This window comes from Brevibacillus nitrificans (genome assembly GCF_003710965.1).
Taxonomy (GTDB): domain Bacteria; phylum Bacillota; class Bacilli; order Brevibacillales; family Brevibacillaceae; genus Brevibacillus; species Brevibacillus centrosporus.
Genome location: NZ_RHHU01000024.1, coordinates 1 through 20,379, shown reverse-complemented (window position 1 = coordinate 20,379; position 20,379 = coordinate 1). Strand labels below are relative to the sequence as shown.

Sequence of the window (20,379 nt, the reverse complement as noted above, 5' to 3'; positions counted from 1 at the left end):
GTAAAAGGGGGAAATGGAATGAAAGGGTCTGGAATTGCCAAAAAAGTGAGTGTGCTTCTGCTTGCCTGTGCACTGGCGGGATGCGGGACACCAGCGGGACAGAGCGGGGGAGACAAACCCCAAGCCAAGCCGGAAGCCAGCACGACTGCCCCGACGGAAGCCAAAAAGGGAGGAGAATTGAGGATTGCCTACCAGGCGCAGCCTCCCACTCTTGATCCCCATGTGACGACATCGCAGGCTTCCGCTACCATTGGCAGATCGATCTTTGAAACACTGGTCACGGTTGATTCCAACTACCGCATCCAGCCGATGCTAGCGGATTCCTGGGAGCAGAGCGAGGATGGCAAAACGCTTGTCTTTCATCTTCGAAAAGGCGTGCGCTTCCACAACGGAAAAGAGATGACGGCTGACGATGTGGTTGCGTCCATGAACCGATGGATCCAAATTTCCAGTGCGGGAAAGGACCACTTCAAGGGTGCTGCTTTTGAAGCGAAGGATGCGCAGACCGCAATTTTGCACCTGCAGCAGCCTACCTCCACTGCCCTGCCCATCATGGCGTATGGCGGAGGGAACTATCCGGCGATTATGCCAAAGGAATTGATCGATGGCGCTGATCCCAAGGGCGTCAAGGAGTATGTGGGAACAGGACCTTTTCAGTTCAAGGAGTGGCAGCAAGATCAGGAAATCCATCTGACGAAATTTGCGGACTACCAGGCGCGGAGCGAAGCGGCTGACGGGCTGGCAGGAAAAAGAGAAGCATTGGTCGACGATTTGCGCTTTATCTTTACTCCCGATTCCTCTACGCAGGTCGCTGGTCTTCTCTCCGGGGAATACGATGTTGCCGCTGACGTTTCCTACGACAGTGTGCAGCAGCTGGAGACCAATTCGGACATTCAGGTCAACGTAGCGCCGACAGGGATGCTGAATCTCTTTTTCAACAAGAAAAAGGGGCTGTTCACTGATGTGAAGGCGCGTCAGGCCATCGGTGCGGGAATGGATGTGGAGTCCATCCTGATCGCAGCCTACACCGACGAAAAGTATTATCAGAAGAACGCCAATATGATGATGTACTACCAGGTCGGTCAATGGGCCAGCGAGAACGGGAAAGAGCTGTACAACCAGAACAACCCGGAAAAAGCGAAGCAGCTGCTGAAGGAAGCGGGCTATCAAGGACAGGAAATCAAGATCGTCACGAGCCGTGATTACGAAGATATGTATAACGGGGCGGTAGCCTTGCAGCAACAGATGGAAAAGCTGGGCATCAAAACGAAGCTGGAAGTATACGATTGGCCGACCTTCACCGAGCTGCGAAACGATGAGAACAAGTTTGACATTCTGGTGATCACGAACACGCCAAAGCCGGAGCCAAGCTCGCTGGCTTTCATGAGAAAAGACTTCCCGGGATGGACGGACAGTCCGGAGCTGGACAAGTTGCTGTCTGAATTCCGTGGAGCACCAAACCTGGAAAAGGCGATGGACGTATACGGGAAAATGCAGACGTGGTTCTACGAATATGTACCGGTGGTCAAAGTTGGGGATGGCAATTCCATCTCCTCCTCCAAGAAGTCCGTCCAAAACTTGAAATGGCTGGACGGCCTGGTATTCTGGAACGTTTCGAACCAGGAATAGGCTGCAGCACTTCCTCCACCCATTCTTCTTCTGGAATGGGTGGAGCGTTTTCCTTAAATCCCGACGAAAGGAAGGGTGAAACGTGAGAATTTACCTGCTAAAACGAATACTCGCCCTGATTCCCGTGTTGTTTGTGGTGTCCGTCGTCATTTTTATGATTATCCATATTACGCCCGGCGACCCGGCGACCGTCATGCTTGGGGAATCGGCTACGGAGCAGGATGTGATTGCCCTGCGGCAGCAGCTGGGGCTTGATCTTCCGTTGTATCAGCAATACGTCAGTTGGGTGACAGACGTGCTTCGCGGCGATCTGGGGGACTCGTACTTCATGAAAGAATCAGTAGCCGAGTCTATTTTCAGTCATTTGCAGCCGACGCTCTCTCTGGCCATTCTCGCTCAGATCGTCGCACTTGTGATTGCGATCCCGATCGGTATTGTCGCCGCTCTCCGGCGGGGAACGGCGACAGATCAGACCGTTATGGGTTTTTCCTTGCTGGCGATGGCGGTCCCGAGCTTTTTGCTTGCCCTCTTTTTAATTCTCTTGGTCGGGGTGAAGCTGCAATGGCTGCCAGTAGCTGGATACAAGCCGCTGGACGCGGGACTGTGGAACCATCTGAAATACTTGATTCTTCCCGCAATTTCACTGGGCGCCATACAGTCCGCATTGATCACGCGCATGACCCGTTCCTCGATGCTGGAGGTGCTTAACACCAATTACATCAAGACCGCACGCTCCAAAGGAGTAAAGGAGCGTCAACTCGTCTACAGGCATGCCCTGCGAAACGCGTTCCTGCCGATCCTGACGGTCATTGGGCAAACCTTTGGCGGCCTGGTAACCGGGGCTGTGGTGACGGAAACCATTTTTAACATTCCTGGCATCGGCCAGTTGATCATCAATTCCGTGGAGCGGCGGGATTATGCCGTCATCCAGGGAGTCGTTTTGTTTGTCACCTTCTCGTATGTGTTCATTAATCTGATCGTCGACATGCTGTACGGTGTGATTGATCCGAGGGTGCGTCTCGAGCGGAAGTAGTAGGAGGGAGGAGAAGTCATGAGTATGGGTGCGCTTGGTTCAAATGCTAGCAAAGTCGAGCTTTCCCAGGTAAAACACCAATTGCAGAAGGAGCAGCGGCGGCTTTTGCTGCGCCGTTTTCTGTCCAATAAACTGATGCTCACGGGCAGCCTGATCATCATCCTGATGACGGCATTCGCGATCATCGGACCGCATCTCGTTTCCTTTGACCCGTATGAAATGGAGCCGTCAAACCGGCTGCAGCCGCCCGGCACAGAGCATCTGCTCGGAACGGACAACTTTGGCCGCGATCTGTTGACGCGGATCGTCTACGGAGCACAAGTATCCATCTGGGTAGGCTTTTCCGTTGCCCTCATCTCTGCAGGCATCGGCATGGTGATCGGTTTGTACGCAGGCTATTACCGCGCTCTTGATCAAGTGCTGATGCGCATTTGCGACGGGCTTATGGCGATCCCGGGCATCCTGCTGGCGATCGCTTTGGTAGCCGCGCTGGGGCCAAGGCAGGAAAACGTCATTATTGCGCTGGGGGTCGTGTTTATTCCTTATATAGCCAGGATCGTCCGTTCCGCGACTCTCGTCGTACGGGAGGAAACCTACATTGAGGCAATGAAGGCACAGGGAGCCAGCGCGACGCGAATCATCTGGATGCATATTGCACCCAACACGCTGTCTCCGCTTGTTGTCCAAGCGACGTTCGTTTTTGCGGATGCCATCATCACGGAAGCGGCGCTCAGCTTTTTGGGTGCCGGCGTTCCTACACTGGACCCGAGCTGGGGCAACATTTTGTACGATGGAAAGCTGGTCATTTTTAAAGCATGGTGGATGACCGTGTTTCCGGGCATTTTGATCATTTTGACCGTGATGGGCCTAAACTTTTGGGGCGATGGCCTGCGCGATCTGGTAGACCCGCAATCAAAGCACAACTGGAAGAGAAAGAAGAAAAAAAGCTAGGGGGATTGCTGCGGTGAATCAACCTCTCTTGGAAGTGAAAGAGCTCAAAATCCATTTTCATACCGAGCGCGGAACCATTACAGCTGTCGATGGGGTATCCTTTCATGTGGAAGAAGGAGAAATCCTCGGGGTTGTCGGAGAGTCCGGCTGCGGGAAAAGCGTGACGTCACAAGCCATTCTCCGCTTGTTCGACGAAAGGCATGCCGTCCATTACGACGGGGAGATTTTCTTTAAGGGAACCGATCTTTTGCAGCTTTCCACAGCGGGCATGCAGCAAATCCGAGGTAATGACATTTCCATGGTGTTTCAGGATCCGCTGAGCTCCCTGAACCCTGTCTATACGATTGGCTACCAGATCGCGGAATCGATACTCTTGCATCAGAAGGTCTCCAAAAAGGAGGCCTACGAAAAGGCGGTCGATTTACTACGCATGACCGGGATCCCTGCTCCTGAAAAGCGTGTGCATGAGTATCCCCATCAGCTGTCAGGAGGCATGCGCCAGCGGGCGATGATCGCCATGACGCTCGCCTGTCAGCCTAAGCTTTTGATTGCGGATGAACCGACGACAGCGTTGGACGTTACCATTCAAGCCCAGATTTTGGATTTGATGCTGCAATTGAACCGAGATCACGGGATGGGCGTCATTTTCATTACGCATGATCTCGGAGTGGTGGCGGAAATCTGCAGCCGAGTGGTTGTGATGTACCTGGGGCAAATCGTGGAGGAGGCAGATGTGGAAACGCTGTTTTCCATGCCGCGTCATCCGTACACCAGAGGCCTCATGAAATCGATCCCGCAAATGGACGGGGACCGGTCGCAAAAGCTGCATGTCATCGAAGGGATGGTGCCCGCCTTGGACAATATTCCTGCCGGATGCCGTTTTGCTCCCCGATGTCCATATGCAGATGGCTTGTGCCATGAACTTCCGCCTGAGTACAAGCAGCTGACAGCAGGGCACAGGGTCCGGTGTTGGCATGCCGAAAAAATCGCGCAGGAAGAGGAGAAAAGCCATGTCTCTTGAGCATCTAGATACCAAACAACCTCTTTTGGATGTCCGTGGACTGAAGAAGTTCTTTCCCGTAAAGGGGCCGCTTGGCAGCATCGGTGGTGTGAAAGGCTATGTAAAGGCGGTAAATGACGTATCCTTTCACCTGTATGAAGGGGAGACCCTTGGCGTGGTAGGAGAATCCGGCTGCGGCAAAAGCACGATGGGAAGAACCATCCTGCGGCTCACTGATCCCACGGAGGGTCAGGCGCTCTACAGGAATGAGGACATTTTTCAGCTGTCTGGCAAGAAGCTGCAGCAGGTACGCAAGGATGTGCAGATGGTGTTTCAGGACCCTTTCTCCTCCTTGAACCCGCGAAAGCGAATCGGGCAGACGCTGGAAGAGCCCCTAGCCATCCACTCCATCGGGGAAAAGCAGGAGCGCACCGAGCGGGTGATGGACATCATGAACAAAGTAGGGCTGCAGCTGGACCACTACTACCGCTATCCCCATGAATTTTCCGGTGGGCAAAGGCAGCGGATCGGTCTGGCGAGAGCCTTGGTTGCAGGTCCGAAGATTGTCATCTCAGATGAGCCGGTATCTGCGCTGGATGTGTCCATCCAGTCGCAAATCATCAACCTCTTGCAGCAGCTGCAGGAGGAGTATAAACTGACGTATCTGTTTATCGCCCATGACATCAGTGTAGTCCGTCACATTTCAGATCGCATTGGCGTGATGTATTTGGGGCAGATGGTCGAGTATGCTCCGACAGACAGCCTGTTCGCAAATCCGCTTCATCCGTACACGCAAGCGCTGCTGTCCGCCGTTCCGCTCCCCAATCCGTATAAAAAGAAGGAGCGGATCATCTTGCGTGGAGAAATCCCGTCACCCATGAATCCACCGTCCGGATGCATCTTTCATACGAGGTGCCCGTATGTGATGGACGTATGCAAAACGGAAGCCCCGACGAGAGCAGAAGCGGCGAAGGGCCATGTGGTAGCCTGTCATTTATATGGGGAGAGGGAAAGCTGACGGATAGCATGTAAAAACCAGCCAAGCCAGGTAAAAGGGATGTAGAACCTTGTTCTGCGTCTTTTTTCTTTTTCTTGATTTGTCGATCCATCTGTTCTTTGTTTCTGCTATGATGAATTTATTCACTATTGGCATTCTTTACTTTTGCCATTTTACAAATGATAGAAGGGTCAGTCTGGGGTAAGAGGAGGGGGAGCTGTGCTGGATATCAGTCCTCATTTGGTAGAAGGAAGCGAAGCGCTGTATTTGCAGCTGTATCGATATTTTTGTGGAGAAATTCAGTCCAGGCGGTTGCCGTCCGGAACGAGACTTCCCTCAGTGAGGGCACTCAGCCATCATTTGCGCGTGAGCAAGACAACCGTGGAAACTGCCTATCATCAGCTGCTCGCGGAAGGCTATTTGGAAAGCCGGGAGCGGAGCGGTTTTTACGTGGTGGATGTGGGGTGGGATGGCTCTGTGTCAGCCGGGCACAAGAGCAGCCGTCAGCCTGTGCAGACGGGGAAAAAGGAGGAGCCTGTTCCCTTAACAACGGTACGCGGGGAGCACGCTGCCATACGCTATGATTTTCATCAGGCACAGGTCGATGCCGAGCATTTCCCGTTTGAGTTGTGGCGGCGGTATGCGAATCAATGCATGCAGCGGGAAAACCACAGTGTGCTCTATTATGGGGATCGTCAGGGAGAGCTGGCGCTGCGCGAAGAAATCGCCCGCTATCTCGGACAAGCCCGTGGTGTGCAGGCCACAGCCGAACAGGTCGTGCTTGGAGCAGGGACGCAGGTCATGATCACGCTGCTCGGACTTATGTTTAGACTGCGCGGACAAGCTGTCGCGATGGAGAATCCCGGATATAACGGTGTTCGTGCGATTTTTCAACAACTAGGCTTCGATGTCCTGCCGATTTCATTGGAGGAGGATGGCATCGATGTGGAGTTATTGGAGAAAAGCGGGGCAAGGCTGGTTTACATCACGCCCTCCCATCAGGATCCGACAGGGATCGTGATGCCATATGCCAAGCGGCTCAGGCTGCTGCAATGGGCAGACCGGACCGGGGGCTACATCATGGAGGATGACTACGATGGCGAATTTCGCTACAGCGGAAGGCCGATTCCTTCCCTGCAAGGGCTGGATACAGGGGGACGCGTCATTTATTTAGGAACGTTTTCCAAAGCATTGCTGCCGACCATACGAATCAGCTACATGGTTCTTCCCAACTCGCTGCTGCCGATTTTCCATGAGAGATTGATCGAATTTGATCAGACCGCGTCGCGCATTCATCAAGAGACATTGGCGCTCTTTATGAAGCACGGCGATTGGGTGAGACACATCCGAAAGATGAGGACGCTGTACCGTAAAAAGCATGAAGCGCTGCTGCGTGTCTTGCAAGAAGAGATAGGGCCATCCATTCGGATCACGGGCCAGGATGCTGGGATGTCGGTCACCGTGGAGGTTCAGAGTGTGTACAGTTCCAAAGAGCTGTCTGACATCGCCGAAAAAGCAGGAATTCGCGTACACCCGGCTTGTCACAAGTGGATCAAGCCGCTAGAAAACAGGCTGCCTTCCTTCCAGTTTGGCTTTGGCGGACAATCGATTGAGGACATCGAAGCAGGGATTCGGCTCTTGGCAGACGTGTGGCAGCCTTATTTGATAAAGAAGGGATAAGGGAGAATATCGAGACAGGGTACGAAGAAAAGGGAGAGGCACGCAGCTTGTCCTCCTCCCTATTTGTAAAGGGAATGAAGCAGATCTTTCCTGTCGCGGCAGCAGGAATCGTCGATGGCTTGGTATTCGGGATTCTGGCGAGGCAAGCGGGTCTTGGGGTGACCGAAGCCATGCTGTTTTCCTTGCTGGTCAATGCAGGATCGTCGCAATTTGCTGCCGTTGGCTTGATTTCGCAAGGGATCGTCGGATGGCCGATTCTGGTATCGACTCTTTTGCTGAATGCAAGACATCTGCTGTACGGACTCTCGCTCGGCCCGAAATTTCGGGGGACATCACCATGGAAGCTGGCGCTGATGGGAGGCTGGCTCAACGATGAGACCTATGCGCTGAAGGCAACGTATTTGGCGAACGGAGCCAAACCGAGCCTTTCTTACTTCGCAGGAGCGAGTGCGGCGGATTACTTGATTTGGAATATCAGTACATTTGCGGGAGCCTGGTTTGGTACCGTGTTTACACAGACAGAGGCGTACGGACTGGACTTCGCTTTTGTGGCGACCTTTCTCGGGTTTCTGGCTGTTAATCTGGTGTCTTCCTTCCATGTCAAAGTGGCAGGATGCGCAGCCGTTGTCGCATGTGTCGGCTACTGGCTGGGTGGCGCGACTGTTGCCATCATTGCCGGAACCTTGACGGCCGTGGCGATAGGGGCGGTGAGTGGCGAGCGATGAGCGATAACGTGCTCTTGTATATCGTAGGGATGGCCTTGATCACCTACTTGACTCGCTTTCCGATGCTTCTGATCAGCTCGCGTTGGGAAATCCCCGCCTGGCTGAAACGCGGCTTGGCGATGGTGCCTGTAGGGGTGTTCAGCTCCATGACCATTCCACCGATCTTGTTTCACGCGCCAAAAGGGGCATGGAGCCCGGAGTATCTCGTGGCGGGGATTGTCTCGCTGTCGGTAGGTCTCTGGAAAAAGCAGATCGTGTGGGCTTTGCTGGCAGGTGTCGTTGTAATTGCGCTCTGGCGTCAGCTGGTTCAATGGATGTAAGTGAAAAGAGGCAGCTTGGGACGGGAAATGTCCGAGGCTGCCTCTTTTTCAATTTTGCTACGAATGGCGTCAAGAACGATATCCGAGATGGGCGGACATTTCCTGGACGGTTGCCAGTGTTTCGTGCAGGATCTCCTCTTGCTGCGGGAGCACACGATCCGAAGGGCCGATGACACTGATCGAAGCAGTTACCTGACCAGATGAATCGAAGATCGGTGCGGCGATCCCCGTTACGCCGTTGTTGCGGCGGTTGGAGCTGATTTCGTACCCGCGCGCTTTGATCACCAGCAGATCGTCCTTGATCGATTCGATCGAGGTATAGGAGTGTGGGGTGTACATCTTGAGCGTCGCTTCCTCGAGAATATCCTCCTGGAACTCGGCTGGCTGGTAGGCAAGCAGCACACGTGCAGCAGTCGTAGAGTACAGCGGGAAGCGCCGGAACGATTCGACTGTAAACCGAATCGGATGGGGCGAGTCCACTTTTGCCACGTAGATCGCGTCACGCGCATCCTTTACACACAGAACAACCAGCTCGTTCGTGCGGGAAACGAGGCGATTCAGATACGGCATCGAAAAATCGACGATGTCGTGGTTCTTCAAGACTTTGGTCCCAAGCTCCAGAAGGGTGTAGCCAAGCGTGTACTGCTTGGTTTTTTCATTTTGCCGAATAAAGCCTTCGGATTCCAAAGTGGAGAGCAGCTTGTGTACCGCCCCCTTGGACATTTCCAGCATTTTGCTTAGTTCGGTCACCCCAAGCTCTTTCGGTGAATCCAGAAAAATTTTTAACAGCCGGCAGCTATTGCGGACTGATGAGAGCACTTGATCCATGAAACCGTCTCCTTAGAAGCTCATTGGTTTTATTCTACCATGAAACGAAAACGCTTACTCCAAGAATTGAGCCAATGGTTTTTTTTATTGGACTACCTTGAATAGTCAGTTTCTTATATGGTAGTATACAACTATCGTTCTTGAATAGCAAACGACGTTCTCTATTCGTGAACAACTTAGATAAAATCGGGGGTTGAACACTGTGAAGAAAAAGGCATTATCTGTACTCTCCATTTTTGCACTGACAGGATCTCTGCTCGCGGGATGTGGCTCGCCAGCGCCGCAAGCCGCAGCGCCAGCACAGCCATCTGGTTCAAAAGAAGGAGCTTCCGCGCAGGTACAGCTGGAAGATACCTTGGTCGTAGCAGGTAACGGCGCTACGGTTGAAAAGCTGATGAAGGATGAGTTCTTCAAAAAGTTCAATGAAAAATACCCGAATGTGAAGCTGACGTACGTTTCCGGTGTTTCCACGGAGATCGTAGCGAAGGTCAAAGCGCAAAAGAACTCTCCGCAAATTGACCTGACAATCGTAGAGGGCGGCGAGCAGGAAAAAGGCCGTCAGGAAGGCCTGTGGGAGACTGTGTCTGCGACCGACATTCCGAATATGAAGAACGTGCCGGCAGACCTGAAGATCAAGGATGACAGCGGAGTCGTGGTCAACTTCACACCGATGGGAATCACCTATAACACCGAGCTGGTGAAAGAAAAGAACCTGCCAGTACCTACGTCCTGGAACGACCTGACGAAGCCGGAAGTGAAGGGCAATATCACAATGACAGACGTAGCGAGCAACTTCGGACGCTCGACGATGATCATGCTGGCTTATGCCAACGGTGGATCGGAAAAGAACATCGAGCCAGGCTTCCAAAAGATGGCGACCATCGCAGGCTACATGCCGACATTTGCAAAGAGTGCCGCACAGCTGCAGCAAAACCTGCAAAACAAGAGTGCAGCATACACCACATGGACGATGGCTCGCAGCCTGACGCAAAAAGAATCGGGGTTGCCGGTTGAATTCGTCTTCCCTGAAGAAGGCGGAAACATCGTGCCAAACGTCGCGACCTTGGTGAAAGGGGCAAAGCATCCGCAAGCGGCCAAAGCGTTCATCGACTTCCTGCTGACCGATGAAGTTCAAACTGCGTATGCGACCAAGCTGTACTACAATCCGGCAACTCCAGTGAAGCTTCCGGACAATGTAGCGAAAACACTGGAATTTGACCGCGCCAAGGTTGTGAACTTCGACTACGAAGTGCTCAGCAAAGAAACATCCAATTGGCTGGATCGCTTCAACAAAGAGATCGCACCCAACACAGGAAAGTAGGTGTCTTTCGTGACCAAGGTGATTGACGTCGAACTACGCGGCATCATGAAAAAATTTCAAAACAATGTCGTGGTTCAAGACTTCAACCTGCAGGTGGAGCAAGGCGAGTTTATCTCCTTCCTCGGTCCATCTGGTTGCGGTAAAACCACGACCCTGAATATGATCGCGGGTTTTCTCGACCCGGATGGCGGTGATCTCTTGATCAAGGGACAGCGCATGAACGGCGTGCCTCCATACAAACGGGAGCTGGGGATGGTGTTCCAGACCTACTCTCTCTTTCCGCACATGACGGTAGCAGAGAACATCGCCTATGGCTTGAAACTGAGAAAAATAGGCAAAGCCGAAATGCAGGAGCGGGTAAAACGTGTTCTGGAGCTGGTGAAGCTGCCGAACGTCGCAGACCGCTACCCGAAGCAGCTTTCCGGTGGTCAGCGCCAGCGGATCGCGATCGCTCGGGCTCTGGTTATCGAGCCATCTCTGTTACTGCTGGATGAGCCGCTCAGCAACCTGGACGCCAAGCTGCGCGAGGAACTTCGCGACGAGCTGAAGCGTCTGCATCAGGAGATCGGCGTGACGACGATTTTTGTTACGCATGATCAGGAGGAAGCGCTGTCCTTGTCTGACCGCATCGTGGTTTTGAATCACGGATTCGTGGAGCAGATCGGTACCCCGCTGGAGATCTACAATCAGCCGGCATCGGAGTTCGTCCATACGTTTATCGGAAAAACGAACCGAATGGAAGGCGAGGTAATCGGTGTCGAAGGAGAGCGGCTCACCCTTCGCACCAAAGAAGGAATGACGATCCATGCAGGCAAGCAGGAGCGACCGTTGGCCCATGGTCAGAAGGTAGTTGTCTTCGTAAGGCCGGAGAAAATCTTGCTGACGGATACGGCAGGATCGGGGATCAACCAGGTGGAAGGGCAGCTGCAGCTGGCATCGTTCCTCGGTTCGTACACCGAATGTGAGGTGCGCACTGGCGGTCATACCTTGTCAGTGAAAGTGCAGATGAGCGACCGATCCGCAGAACGTGAGCCAGGTACACAGGTATTTTGCCAATGGAATCCGGAAGACGTGCTGGTCATGCCGGCAGAGAGGGGATGACGGATGAGCAAGCGTCTCTCGATTACACTGCTTACGGCTCCAGCCATGATTGTCCTTTTAGGAGTCTTCCTGATTCCCATGCTCCTGATGCTCTTGCTCAGCTTTCAGGATGAAAACGAAGCCTTTTCGCTAAAAAATTATGCCTTGTTTGTGCAGGATCCGTTTTATGTGCAAATCCTGTGGCGAACGATTCGCGTCAGTCTTTGGACGGTGCTCGCCACGCTGGTGCTCGGCTACCCGGTGGCGATGTACATGGCACAGGCGACAGGAAAAATGCGCGGGATCGTGACGATGCTGATCCTGGCCCCGCATCTGATCAGTGTGGTCATCCGCAACTTCGGTTGGGTGGTCGTGCTGGGGGAAAAGGGCTGGATCAACGAGTCCTTGATCGCTCTGGGGATCATCGAGCAGCCGCTGCGGCTTTTGTACAATGAGCTGGGCGTGGTGATCGGTTTGACCGACTCGTTTATCGCCTACATGGTGCTGGCACTTGCGACGAGCATGTACGCGATCGACCCATCGCTGAACAAAGCGGCATCGATTCTCGGTGCTTCGCGCGTCCGTACGTTTTTCAGCGTGACGCTGCCGCTGTCCCTGCCTGGAATCATCGCAGGAACGACGCTGGTTTTCAGTCTGTCCATGAGTGCTTTCGTCACACCTGCGCTGATGGGGGGAACGTCGGTAAAAGTCATGCCGGTCATCGCCTATGAGCAAATCATGGCGACGCTAAACTGGCCGTTAGGTGCAGCGCTTGCCTTCCTGCTGCTCGGCAGCACGATCGTTCTCGTTACCCTGTACACCAAGCTGATTGAAACCAAGAGGTACAAAGAGGTGTTTGCGTCATGAAAAAGATCAACGTACTTGGGCTCATTACCTTTTTGGTGCTGGTTCTGGTCAATCTGCCGTTTTTGGTCATCATTCCAAGCTCGTTTACGGCTGCAGGGTACCTGGCATTCCCGCCAGAGGGCTTTTCCTGGCAGTGGTACAAGATGATTTTGGACAGACCGGAGTTTATTGACTCGCTTTGGACAAGTCTCAAGCTGGCAGCGATTACGGCTGTCTTGGCGACCTTTTTGGGGACGCTTGCGGCATTTGCTTTGTCGAAATACAAGTTTCGCGGGAGTGGCGTGCTCAACGCGTTGATGCTCTCCCCCCTGACAGTCCCATCGCTCATCATCGGGATCTCGGCACTGCTGTTCTTTACGAGAATCGGGATCGCCGGAACATTTACCGGGCTCTTGCTCGCTCACATCCTGATTTCCATTCCGTATGTGGTGCGGCTCGTATTGACGGGACTCAGCTCGTTTGACTACACGCTGGAAAAAGCGGGATACATGCTGGGAGCACATCCGTTTCGGGTGTTCTGGGACATTACGCTGCCGCTCCTGAGACCTGCGATTGTGTCCGGAATGATTTTCTCGTTCCTGACATCGTTTGATAACGTGACAGTATCGCTGTTTTTGGTGGCACCGGATACGACGACACTGCCGCTGGCGATTTTCACTTACATGCAGGAGACTTTGGACCCGCTGGTGGCTTCCATCTCGTCCGTTGTCATTTTGCTGAGTCTGGTGTTTATCATCCTGCTGGAAAAGGTGTACGGACTGGAGCGCCTATTCGGACTCAATTCTCAATCCCACTAAGGAAGAAGAGGCACTATGTCAATTCACACGTATATAGAAGACAACATGACAACCTTTCTGAAGCTGCTCGAAGAAGCGGTCAACATGGATTCCCCATCGCGGGATAAAGTGTTGGGTGATCGGATGGCGGGGTGGTTCGCCCTGCAATTCCAGCGCTTGACCGGGGGGATGGCGGAGCTAATACCGAACTTTCTGTACGGTGATCAAGTCCGCTGTACATTGGGCAGCGGAGATCGACAAGTGCTGATCATCGGTCATTACGATACCGTGTGGCTAAAAGGGGAAGCCGCTCGCCGGCCTTTCACCATTCAGGATGGAAAAGCATACGGTCCTGGCGTTTACGACATGAAGGCAGGCGTATTGCAAGCGATGTTTGCGATGCGGGCCCTGGTCCAGCTTGACCGTTTGCCAAAGGATACAAAAATCGTTCTGCTGTTAAACAGCGACGAAGAAATCGGGAGTCCCACTTCTCGTGCATTGGTAGAGGAGGAGGCGTCGAAGTCGATCGCCAGCTTTGTGCTGGAGCCGCCGACTGAGCCGATCGGAGCCTTGAAGACCTGGCGCAAGGGCAGCGCTCACTTTACCATCCAGGTACACGGGGTCTCTGCTCATGCCGGGGTCGACCATCAGAAAGGGATTTCCGCTATTGAAGAAATGTCTCGGCAGATTCAGTACCTGCATTCGTTAACCGACTATGACCTGGGAACGACGATCAATGTCGGCACGGTCAGCGGTGGGATCGGATCGAATGTGGTCGCTGATTATGCAGAGGCACAAGTCGATGTGCGCATCGTTTCCATGGAGGAGGCCAAGCGGATCGAACGGGTGATTCGCGAGCTTAGGCCGACTCTTGCGGGAACGAGCGTGCACGTCACAGGAGGCATCAGGCGTCCTCCGATGGAGAGAACGGAAGAGACCGGAGCTTTGTTTGAGCTGGCCAAAACGATTGGTCAAAACGAATTGGGGCTCGCTCTTGAGGAAGCGGGGACAGGCGGGGTAAGTGACGGGAACTTCGCTGCTGCATGCGGCTCCCCCACTCTGGATGGTCTCGGCTCCAAGGGAGGATTGGCGCACTCGCCGGATGAATGGATCGAACTGGGTGAAATAGCGGTCCGCGCTGCGCTGCTGGCGCGTTTGATCGAAGAAGTATAGAGAGAGAAAAAAGAGAAAAAGGCACCTGCGGGATGTGAGCGACAGATAGTCACATCGAGGCAGGTGCCTTTTGTATGGCCTTTATTTCAGTTCAGTCAGATGACGGCGTCCGATAAAGAGGGCGAGCATACTAATCAGGACAGCAAGTGCTCCTGCGTAAAAGGGAATGCTGGCGGTAAATACTTCTGAAAGCTTGCCGGCAAGCCAGGGAGCGATGGCACCACCCACAAATCGGACAAAGCTGTAGGCAGAAGAAGCGACAGCCCGTTCTACTGGCGCGACGTCCATGACAGAGGCAGTCAGGATGGTGTTGATGACACCGAGAATCCCGCCTGCGATCGCGATTGCGATGACCAGCCCTGTCTGGGAAGTAACCCCAAGGCCCATGGAAGCAAGGTCAATAGCCAGCAGCAAAAGCATTCCAAACAGAGTCGGTACCGATCCAAAGCGATCCTGCAATTTCGGAGCGACAATCACAGAAGTGATCGCCAAGAGGACACCCCAGAAAAAGAAGACGAGTCCCAGGCTATGCTCGTCCATGTTCAGAACAAACGGCGAATAGGCGAGCAAGGTAAAGAATCCGAAGTTATATAAAAGAGCAGTGACAGCCATGGTAAAAAGGCCCGGGTAACGCAGTGCACGGAACGGATCGAGCAGCGAGGTGCGTTTCGCAGGTTTTGGTATGTCCTTCAGCAAAACAAATACCGCCAAAAAAGCAATCGCCATCAGGACGGCTACACCAAAGAATGGACCGCGCCAGCTGATTCCGCCGAGCAGGCCACCCAGCAGGGGACCGACTGACATCCCAAGACCAATAGCGGCCTCATACAGAACAATGGCCGAAGCCGTACCACCGCTGGCTACGCTGACAATAACGGCGAGCGCCGTGGAAATAAAAAAGGCATTCCCGAATCCCCAGCCTGCGCGGAACCACACAATCCCGTTTACGGAATTCGCCATCCCGCCTAAAAAGGAGAAGAGGATGATCGCGAGCAATCCGAACAGCATGGTGCGTTTTGGACCGATACGGCTGGACAGCCATCCGGTAACCAGCATGGTAATCCCGGTCATCAGCATGTAGCTGGTGAATAATAGTGAAACCTGACTAGGTGTGGCGTTCAGCTTGCTGGCAATAGCCGGGAGGATCGGGTCGACGAGACCGATCCCCATGAACGCGACGACGCAGGCAAAGGCAACGGCATAAGCAGATTTGGTCTGCTTGAAAATGGTACGGAGTGAATGGGCATCTGAAGACATCTTAGTTGTTTCCTCCTTTTATTTCTCAGTCAGCTCTTTGCGCTTGCTGACAATCCTTTCGAGTTTGTTATCGAAGTCTGCGAGCAGCTCTTGCATCCGTGCGATTTTGTTTTGTAAAAAATCGCGCTGAGGAGTGAGGGTATCCTCGAGCTTTTGCAGCATCTCGATCCGTTTGAGCAGCTCAGGCCCATCCAGATCACGGTTTTTGTAATGCTGATTGTAAAATTCTCTTTGCTCCTCATACAGACGGCCGAGCTCGACCATACCCTTTATTTCAGCCAAGGAAGCTCCGAGCAAATCGCGCATGTCGATGATGTGAAGAATCTGCTCGACGTCTGCATCTGTATACATGCGATAGCCGCCCTCGGTTCTCCCCGATGGAGAAACCAATCCGAGTTCTTCGTAATAACGGAGGGCCCTCTTGGTCAGTTTGGTTTTTTGTGCGACTTCATCGATTTTGTACAACGCGTTCCCTCCATTCCCATTGAGTCATTTCACGAGTCTCAAGCAACAACAATAACATTAACGTAAACGTAACAGTTTTGCAATGTGAAAAGTTCACGTCTAAGGGTATGTTTTCCAAAAAGAATGCGATTTGTGCAGGGAGACAGCTGGCGTTTATGGAAGGATAACAGAAGATCCTACCTACATTTTGGAGAGAGAAAAGAGGGTGAAACGATTGCAATATCGTCGTCTCGGCAACAGCGGTTTGAAAGTATCGGCATTGGGGCTCGGAACGAATTCTTTTGGAGGAAGAGCAGACGAAGCTACCTCCACACGAATTCTCCACCAGGCGATTGAGGCTGGCATTACGTTTATCGATACAGCGAATATCTACACGAATTCGGAATCAGAGCGAATCATCGGAGCAGCGCTGGAGGGAAGACGGCACGAGGTTGTCCTCGCGACGAAAGCGGGGCTGGTACGTGGAGAAGGTCCTAACCAGAGGGGGTCATCCCGGTACCACTTGCAGATGGAGCTGGAGAACAGCTTGCGGCGCCTACGGACGGATTACGTGGATTTGTACCAGATTCATACCTTTGATCCTGAAACGCCTCTGGAGGAGACGCTACGTGCGCTAGACGACATGGTACGCTCAGGCAAGGTACGCTATATCGGAGCGTCCAATTACGCAGCATGGGAGCTGGTCAAAGCCTTGGGGATCAGTGAAAATAAGGGACTGAACCGATTTGTGTCCACACAGGTCAGCTATTCCCTGGCCGATCGTACGCCGGAGATCGAGCTCGTACCTGCTTGCCTGGATCAAGGGGTCGGGATCATCCCGTATTTTCCTTTGGCTGGCGGCATCCTGACAGGAAAGTACACCTCGACTGAAACAGCCCCGGAAGGCTCGCGTGCGGAAAAGGAACCACGCTTTACCCGCTTCTTGAACGAGGATAAAATCGCCTTCGGACAGCGCGTAAACGGCCTTGCCCAAGAGCTGGGACACTCTGCGAGCGCGATTTCACTAGCGTGGCTGATGCATCAGCCTGTTGTGTCATCTGTCATCGTAGGCGCATCGCGTGTAGAACAGCTAGTGGATAATGCGCTGAGCACCTCCATCAAGCTGGATGAAGCGGCTCTTGCCCAGCTGGACCAGCTAAGCGAGCCGTATCGCCGCGGGGAGCCGTTTGCCGTCTATCGACTGTCCTGATTCGTGAAAGGAAAAAAGCGATCCTCAGTGTGGGATCGCTTTTCTTATACAGTAAGAATTTATAGTATTCTTAGCCAGTATAAGTGCAACTAAGACTGCGCCAAAAGGCTTGACGTAGCCAAGTTTTCTAATGGAATGCCTTATTCTGCAGCCATGCTGCTTTCTTTCAGGATGACGTCATGTGCGCCGCCCTCGACGAGACTGGTTGCCGATACGAGCGTAATGCGTGCTTTTTGCTGCAGCTCTGTGATGGAGAGCGAACCGCAGTTGCACATGGTCGATTTGATTTTGTGGAGAGTGCGGTCCATGTTTTCACGCAGGCTGCCCGCGTAAGGAACATAGGAGTCTACGCCTTCTTCAAACACCAGGCTTTGCTTGCCGCCGGTGTCGTAACGCTGCCAGTTGCGGGCACGGTTGGAGCCTTCTCCCCAATATTCTTTTACGAAGTTGTTTCCGATCTTCACTTTTTTGGTTGGAGACTCGTCAAAGCGTGCGAAGTAGCGGCCCAGCATGACAAAGTCAGCACCCATCGCCAGAGCGAGCGTCACGTGATAGTCGTGAACGATACCGCCATCGGAGCAAATTGGAACGTAAATGCCGGTCTCTTTGAAATACTCGTCACGAGCTGCTGCCACTTCGATCACTGCGGATGCTTGACCACGGCCAATCCCTTTTTGCTCGCGAGTGATACAAATGGAACCGCCGCCGATCCCGACCTTGATGAAGTCCGCGCCAGCTTCTACCAGGTAGCGGAAGCCTTCTTTATCGACGACGTTACCTGCACCGATGTAGACGTTGTCGTAGTTCTCTTTTACATATTGAACCGTATCTTTCTGCCACTCGCTAAAGCCATCGGAAGAGTCGATTACGAGGACATCCACTCCTGCTTCCACCAGAGCAGGTACCCGTTCCTTGTAGTCCTTCGTATTGATCCCGGCTCCGACGATATAGCTCTTGTTTGCGTCGAGAAGAGAGAGCGGGTTGTTTTTGCGCGAATCGTAGTCTTTGCGGAATACGAGGAAGTCCAGGTTTTGGTTCTCGTCTACGATTGGCAGACAGTTCAGCTTGTGTTCCCAGATCAGGTCGTTTGCTTCCGAGAGGGACAGACCCGATTTGCCGACGATCAAGGAGGAGAATGGCGTCATGATTTCGCTGACTGGCTTATCCAGGGAGTCGCGGCTGATCCGATAGTCGCGTCCCGTTACGATCCCGAGCAGCTTGCCTTTAGCCGAACCATCTTCTGTGATCGCTACTGTGGAGTGACCGGTTTGCTCTTTTAGCTCCAGGATATCTTTGAGCGTATGGCTTGGAGTCAGGTTGGAGCGGCTGACAACGAAGCCTGCCTTGTACGCTTTTGCTTTGCGTACCATAGTCGCTTGGCTTTCAATCGACTGGGAGCCGAAAATAAATGAAATACCGCCACATTGAGCCAAAGCCACCGCCATGTGATGGTCGGATACAGCTTGCATGACTGCAGATGAGAACGGTATGTTTAGTGAAATGGCTGGCTTTTCGCCCTTTTTAAATTTGGTGATGGGGGTGGAAAGGTCAACGTTTTGAGGCGTGCATTCCTTTGTGGTGAGGTTAGGAAGCAACAAAAACTCGTTGAACGTCCGAGATGGTTCTGTGTAATAAAAAGCCACTACTCTCTCCTCCTATGAACTCTTTTTATTAGAGAATTTTTATCATGTTAACCGTGAAAACGTAATAACGTCAATAGGGAATCGAAAGGTGGAGTGTTTTTTGTTTAAATCTCTCAATCTTGCGGAAGAAATCGAATTATTGAAACAATTGGAGCTGGAGAAATCCTACCTATTTTATGGTAATTTACGGCTTCGAGCAAAGCGGACTCTTTTCCTGGCGGAAGCAAGCGAGCAAGGGTGGAGGGCAGCAGGCGCGTACCTGCAAGGGATGCCCTTTCACGCTTTCACGTTTTGTCTAATAGAAGAAACAGGTTCGTATTCGGTGAAAGGAATGCTGGAACAATTTCGCATGAGGCTCAAAGTGAAAGAAGGCGAGCAGCGGGAAGGGGTTCTCACAGCTGTGGAATCGTGCGTTGCTCGTTTGGAAATCCCACATGCACTGGAGCGAAAGACGATGCTGCTGATGAAGCTGACCTCTGCCGACAGGCTTTTGCCCCGAGGTGAGTCTTTCCTGGTCGAGGAGGATAGAGGAGGAGCAGTGGAACAGCTGGCGAATAAGGTTGGCATGCTGAGCTTTCGAGCCGAGGAAGTGAGGGAAATGCCGCACATCGCGCTTTCATCCCAATCGGGTGAACTGACTGCCATGGCCGGCTTCCATGTCTATGAGGATGACTTCGTCGAAATTGGCAATATCGGAACGGCAGCGGAGTATCGCAAAAGAGGGCTAGGCATGCAAATCACTTCGGACATTTGCCGGATCGGCCTGCAAAAATCACCGAATGTGTATCTGTTTGTCTTTGCCGAGAATGAGGCAGCGATTCGCGTCTATGAGCGGCTCGGCTTTACGACTGTAGAACGGTATGCATTCGTCACATTTCTGTGGTAGAAAACATGGAGGAAAGACCGATGAAAACCTTTTTTCAATACAACTGGATGGTACGGGAACAATGGTATCGATGGTGCGAGGACGTGCCGGAGGAAGAGCTGCTTCGAGAGAGGATCGGGGGAGCGGGATCTATTCTCTATACGCTGTATCATATCATCGACGTGGAGTGTAGCTGGATTCGTGTCTTGCAGGGAAAGCCCGATATCCAGGACGACTTTATGCAGTTCCGAAGCTTGGAAAAGGTTCGCATGCTGGATGCCAATTACCGTCCAGAAGTAGAGGCGTTTGTGATGGCGTGGGAGGACAGCATGGAGAGCAGGCCCTTTTGTGATCCAAGAGCTGGCGGAGGGATCGTCACAGACGCTTGGGGAGAAATCATACGGCATGTAATCGCCCACCAAATCCATCATTTCGGGCAGCTGTCTATCTGGGCACGTGAAGTGGGCAAGAAGCCGGTATCTGCGAATGTGATCGGCAAGCAGCTGATTTCTCCCAAAGACTAAATGAAAATCCCCTACCGAATGGGAAGGGGATTTCGTGTACAGTAAGAATTTATAAG

20 protein-coding genes are annotated in these 20,379 nt (G+C 52.8%); 16 read left to right on the top strand and 4 right to left on the bottom strand.

The window, feature by feature from the left end; all coding sequences use genetic code 11:
- Positions 1–18 precede the first annotated feature (18 nt).
- From EDM59_RS28945 to EDM59_RS28910, 8 genes are all read left to right on the top strand, one after another.
- Positions 19–1,629 carry an ABC transporter substrate-binding protein gene (locus EDM59_RS28945; protein WP_246011295.1) on the top strand — a complete coding sequence of 537 codons (1,611 nt, stop codon included), beginning with the start codon at positions 19–21 and terminating at the stop codon, positions 1,627–1,629.
- A gap of 82 nt (positions 1,630–1,711) precedes the next feature.
- Positions 1,712–2,662, top strand: coding sequence for an ABC transporter permease (locus EDM59_RS28940; protein WP_122926785.1), 951 nt, complete (start codon positions 1,712–1,714; stop codon positions 2,660–2,662).
- 24 nt (positions 2,663–2,686) lie between these two features.
- Entirely contained in the window at positions 2,687–3,613 is a 927-nt protein-coding gene (locus EDM59_RS28935; RefSeq protein WP_122926784.1) for an ABC transporter permease, read from the top strand.
- A 13-nt stretch (positions 3,614–3,626) separates the two neighbouring features.
- The gene (locus EDM59_RS28930; protein ID WP_122926783.1) at positions 3,627–4,634 is read left to right on the top strand and encodes an ABC transporter ATP-binding protein; all 1,008 of its coding nucleotides are present in this window, start codon (positions 3,627–3,629) and stop codon (positions 4,632–4,634) included.
- Positions 4,624–5,631: an ABC transporter ATP-binding protein gene (locus tag EDM59_RS28925; RefSeq protein WP_122926782.1), complete on the top strand. Its 1,008-nt coding sequence runs from the start codon at positions 4,624–4,626 to the stop codon at positions 5,629–5,631. The genes EDM59_RS28930 and EDM59_RS28925 overlap by 11 nt, the downstream gene beginning before the upstream one ends.
- A gap of 198 nt (positions 5,632–5,829) precedes the next feature.
- Positions 5,830–7,290: a MocR-like pyridoxine biosynthesis transcription factor PdxR gene (gene pdxR, locus EDM59_RS28920; RefSeq protein ID WP_122926781.1), complete on the top strand. Its 1,461-nt coding sequence runs from the start codon at positions 5,830–5,832 to the stop codon at positions 7,288–7,290.
- A 74-nt stretch (positions 7,291–7,364) separates the two neighbouring features.
- A complete protein-coding gene (locus EDM59_RS31540; RefSeq protein WP_246011294.1) occupies positions 7,365–8,015 on the top strand; it encodes an AzlC family ABC transporter permease in 651 nt (216 codons plus the stop codon).
- Positions 8,012–8,335, top strand: a complete 324-nt coding sequence (locus EDM59_RS28910) for an AzlD domain-containing protein (protein ID WP_122926780.1) — start codon at positions 8,012–8,014, stop codon at positions 8,333–8,335. Before EDM59_RS31540 ends, EDM59_RS28910 begins: the two co-directional genes overlap by 4 nt.
- A gap of 69 nt (positions 8,336–8,404) precedes the next feature.
- On the opposite strand, the gene EDM59_RS28905 is transcribed toward EDM59_RS28910, so the two are convergent.
- Positions 8,405–9,163: an IclR family transcriptional regulator gene (locus EDM59_RS28905; RefSeq protein WP_122926779.1), complete on the bottom strand. Its 759-nt coding sequence runs from the start codon at positions 9,161–9,163 to the stop codon at positions 8,405–8,407.
- Positions 9,164–9,365: 202 nt separating this feature from the next.
- On the opposite strand from EDM59_RS28905, the gene EDM59_RS28900 reads away from it, so the two are divergent.
- From EDM59_RS28900 to EDM59_RS28880, 5 genes are read left to right on the top strand one after another with little or no spacing between them, the layout of a single operon-like run.
- Positions 9,366–10,484, top strand: coding sequence for an ABC transporter substrate-binding protein (locus EDM59_RS28900; protein WP_122926778.1), 1,119 nt, complete (start codon positions 9,366–9,368; stop codon positions 10,482–10,484).
- 9 nt (positions 10,485–10,493) lie between these two features.
- A complete protein-coding gene (locus EDM59_RS28895) occupies positions 10,494–11,585 on the top strand; it encodes an ABC transporter ATP-binding protein (protein ID WP_122926853.1) in 1,092 nt (363 codons plus the stop codon).
- A 3-nt stretch (positions 11,586–11,588) separates the two neighbouring features.
- Entirely contained in the window at positions 11,589–12,431 is an 843-nt protein-coding gene (locus EDM59_RS28890) for an ABC transporter permease (protein ID WP_122926777.1), read from the top strand.
- A complete protein-coding gene (locus EDM59_RS28885; RefSeq protein WP_122926776.1) occupies positions 12,428–13,228 on the top strand; it encodes an ABC transporter permease in 801 nt (266 codons plus the stop codon). The genes EDM59_RS28890 and EDM59_RS28885 overlap by 4 nt, the downstream gene beginning before the upstream one ends.
- A 15-nt stretch (positions 13,229–13,243) precedes the next feature.
- Positions 13,244–14,380 carry a M20 family metallopeptidase gene (locus EDM59_RS28880; protein ID WP_122926775.1) on the top strand — a complete coding sequence of 379 codons (1,137 nt, stop codon included), beginning with the start codon at positions 13,244–13,246 and terminating at the stop codon, positions 14,378–14,380.
- A gap of 81 nt (positions 14,381–14,461) precedes the next feature.
- Here the strand turns inward: EDM59_RS28880 and EDM59_RS28875 are convergent, their stop codons facing one another.
- Positions 14,462–15,637, bottom strand: coding sequence for an MFS transporter (locus EDM59_RS28875; RefSeq protein ID WP_122926774.1), 1,176 nt, complete (start codon positions 15,635–15,637; stop codon positions 14,462–14,464).
- Positions 15,638–15,655: 18 nt separating this feature from the next.
- On the bottom strand, positions 15,656–16,102 hold the full coding sequence (locus EDM59_RS28870; RefSeq protein ID WP_122926773.1) for a helix-turn-helix domain-containing protein: 447 nt from the start codon (positions 16,100–16,102) through the stop codon (positions 15,656–15,658).
- Positions 16,103–16,316: 214 nt separating this feature from the next.
- Between EDM59_RS28870 and EDM59_RS28865 the strand changes: the two genes are divergently transcribed.
- On the top strand, positions 16,317–17,291 hold the full coding sequence (locus EDM59_RS28865; RefSeq protein ID WP_122926772.1) for an aldo/keto reductase: 975 nt from the start codon (positions 16,317–16,319) through the stop codon (positions 17,289–17,291).
- A 140-nt stretch (positions 17,292–17,431) separates the two neighbouring features.
- Here the strand turns inward: EDM59_RS28865 and EDM59_RS28860 are convergent, their stop codons facing one another.
- Positions 17,432–18,934 (bottom strand): IMP dehydrogenase, encoded by a 1,503-nt coding sequence (locus tag EDM59_RS28860; RefSeq protein ID WP_122926771.1) that lies wholly within the window; start codon positions 18,932–18,934, stop codon positions 17,432–17,434.
- A 100-nt stretch (positions 18,935–19,034) separates the two neighbouring features.
- Here EDM59_RS28860 and EDM59_RS28855 point away from each other — a divergent pair, with 100 nt between their 5' ends.
- Entirely contained in the window at positions 19,035–19,820 is a 786-nt protein-coding gene (locus EDM59_RS28855; RefSeq protein WP_122926770.1) for a GNAT family N-acetyltransferase, read from the top strand.
- 20 nt (positions 19,821–19,840) lie between these two features.
- Positions 19,841–20,323 (top strand): DinB family protein, encoded by a 483-nt coding sequence (locus EDM59_RS28850; RefSeq protein WP_122926769.1) that lies wholly within the window; start codon positions 19,841–19,843, stop codon positions 20,321–20,323.
- The last annotated feature ends 56 nt before the right edge of the window (positions 20,324–20,379 follow it).

What these genes read in the sequence shown, in the direction of transcription:
- EDM59_RS28945 (WP_246011295.1), top strand. Translation starts at nt 19, where the DNA reads ATGAAAGGGTCTGGAATTGCCAAAAAAGTGAGTGTGCTTCTGCTTGCC.
- EDM59_RS28935 (WP_122926784.1), top strand. Translation starts at nt 2,687, where the DNA reads ATGGGTGCGCTTGGTTCAAATGCTAGCAAAGTCGAGCTTTCCCAGGTA.
- EDM59_RS28925 (WP_122926782.1), top strand. Translation starts at nt 4,624, where the DNA reads ATGTCTCTTGAGCATCTAGATACCAAACAACCTCTTTTGGATGTCCGT.
- EDM59_RS31540 (WP_246011294.1), top strand. Translation starts at nt 7,365, where the DNA reads ATGAAGCAGATCTTTCCTGTCGCGGCAGCAGGAATCGTCGATGGCTTG.
- EDM59_RS28910 (WP_122926780.1), top strand. Translation starts at nt 8,012, where the DNA reads ATGAGCGATAACGTGCTCTTGTATATCGTAGGGATGGCCTTGATCACC.
- EDM59_RS28905 (WP_122926779.1), bottom strand. Translation starts at nt 9,163, where the DNA reads ATGGATCAAGTGCTCTCATCAGTCCGCAATAGCTGCCGGCTGTTAAAA.
- EDM59_RS28890 (WP_122926777.1), top strand. Translation starts at nt 11,589, where the DNA reads ATGAGCAAGCGTCTCTCGATTACACTGCTTACGGCTCCAGCCATGATT.
- EDM59_RS28885 (WP_122926776.1), top strand. Translation starts at nt 12,428, where the DNA reads ATGAAAAAGATCAACGTACTTGGGCTCATTACCTTTTTGGTGCTGGTT.
- EDM59_RS28880 (WP_122926775.1), top strand. Translation starts at nt 13,244, where the DNA reads ATGTCAATTCACACGTATATAGAAGACAACATGACAACCTTTCTGAAG.
- EDM59_RS28875 (WP_122926774.1), bottom strand. Translation starts at nt 15,637, where the DNA reads ATGTCTTCAGATGCCCATTCACTCCGTACCATTTTCAAGCAGACCAAA.
- EDM59_RS28850 (WP_122926769.1), top strand. Translation starts at nt 19,841, where the DNA reads ATGAAAACCTTTTTTCAATACAACTGGATGGTACGGGAACAATGGTAT.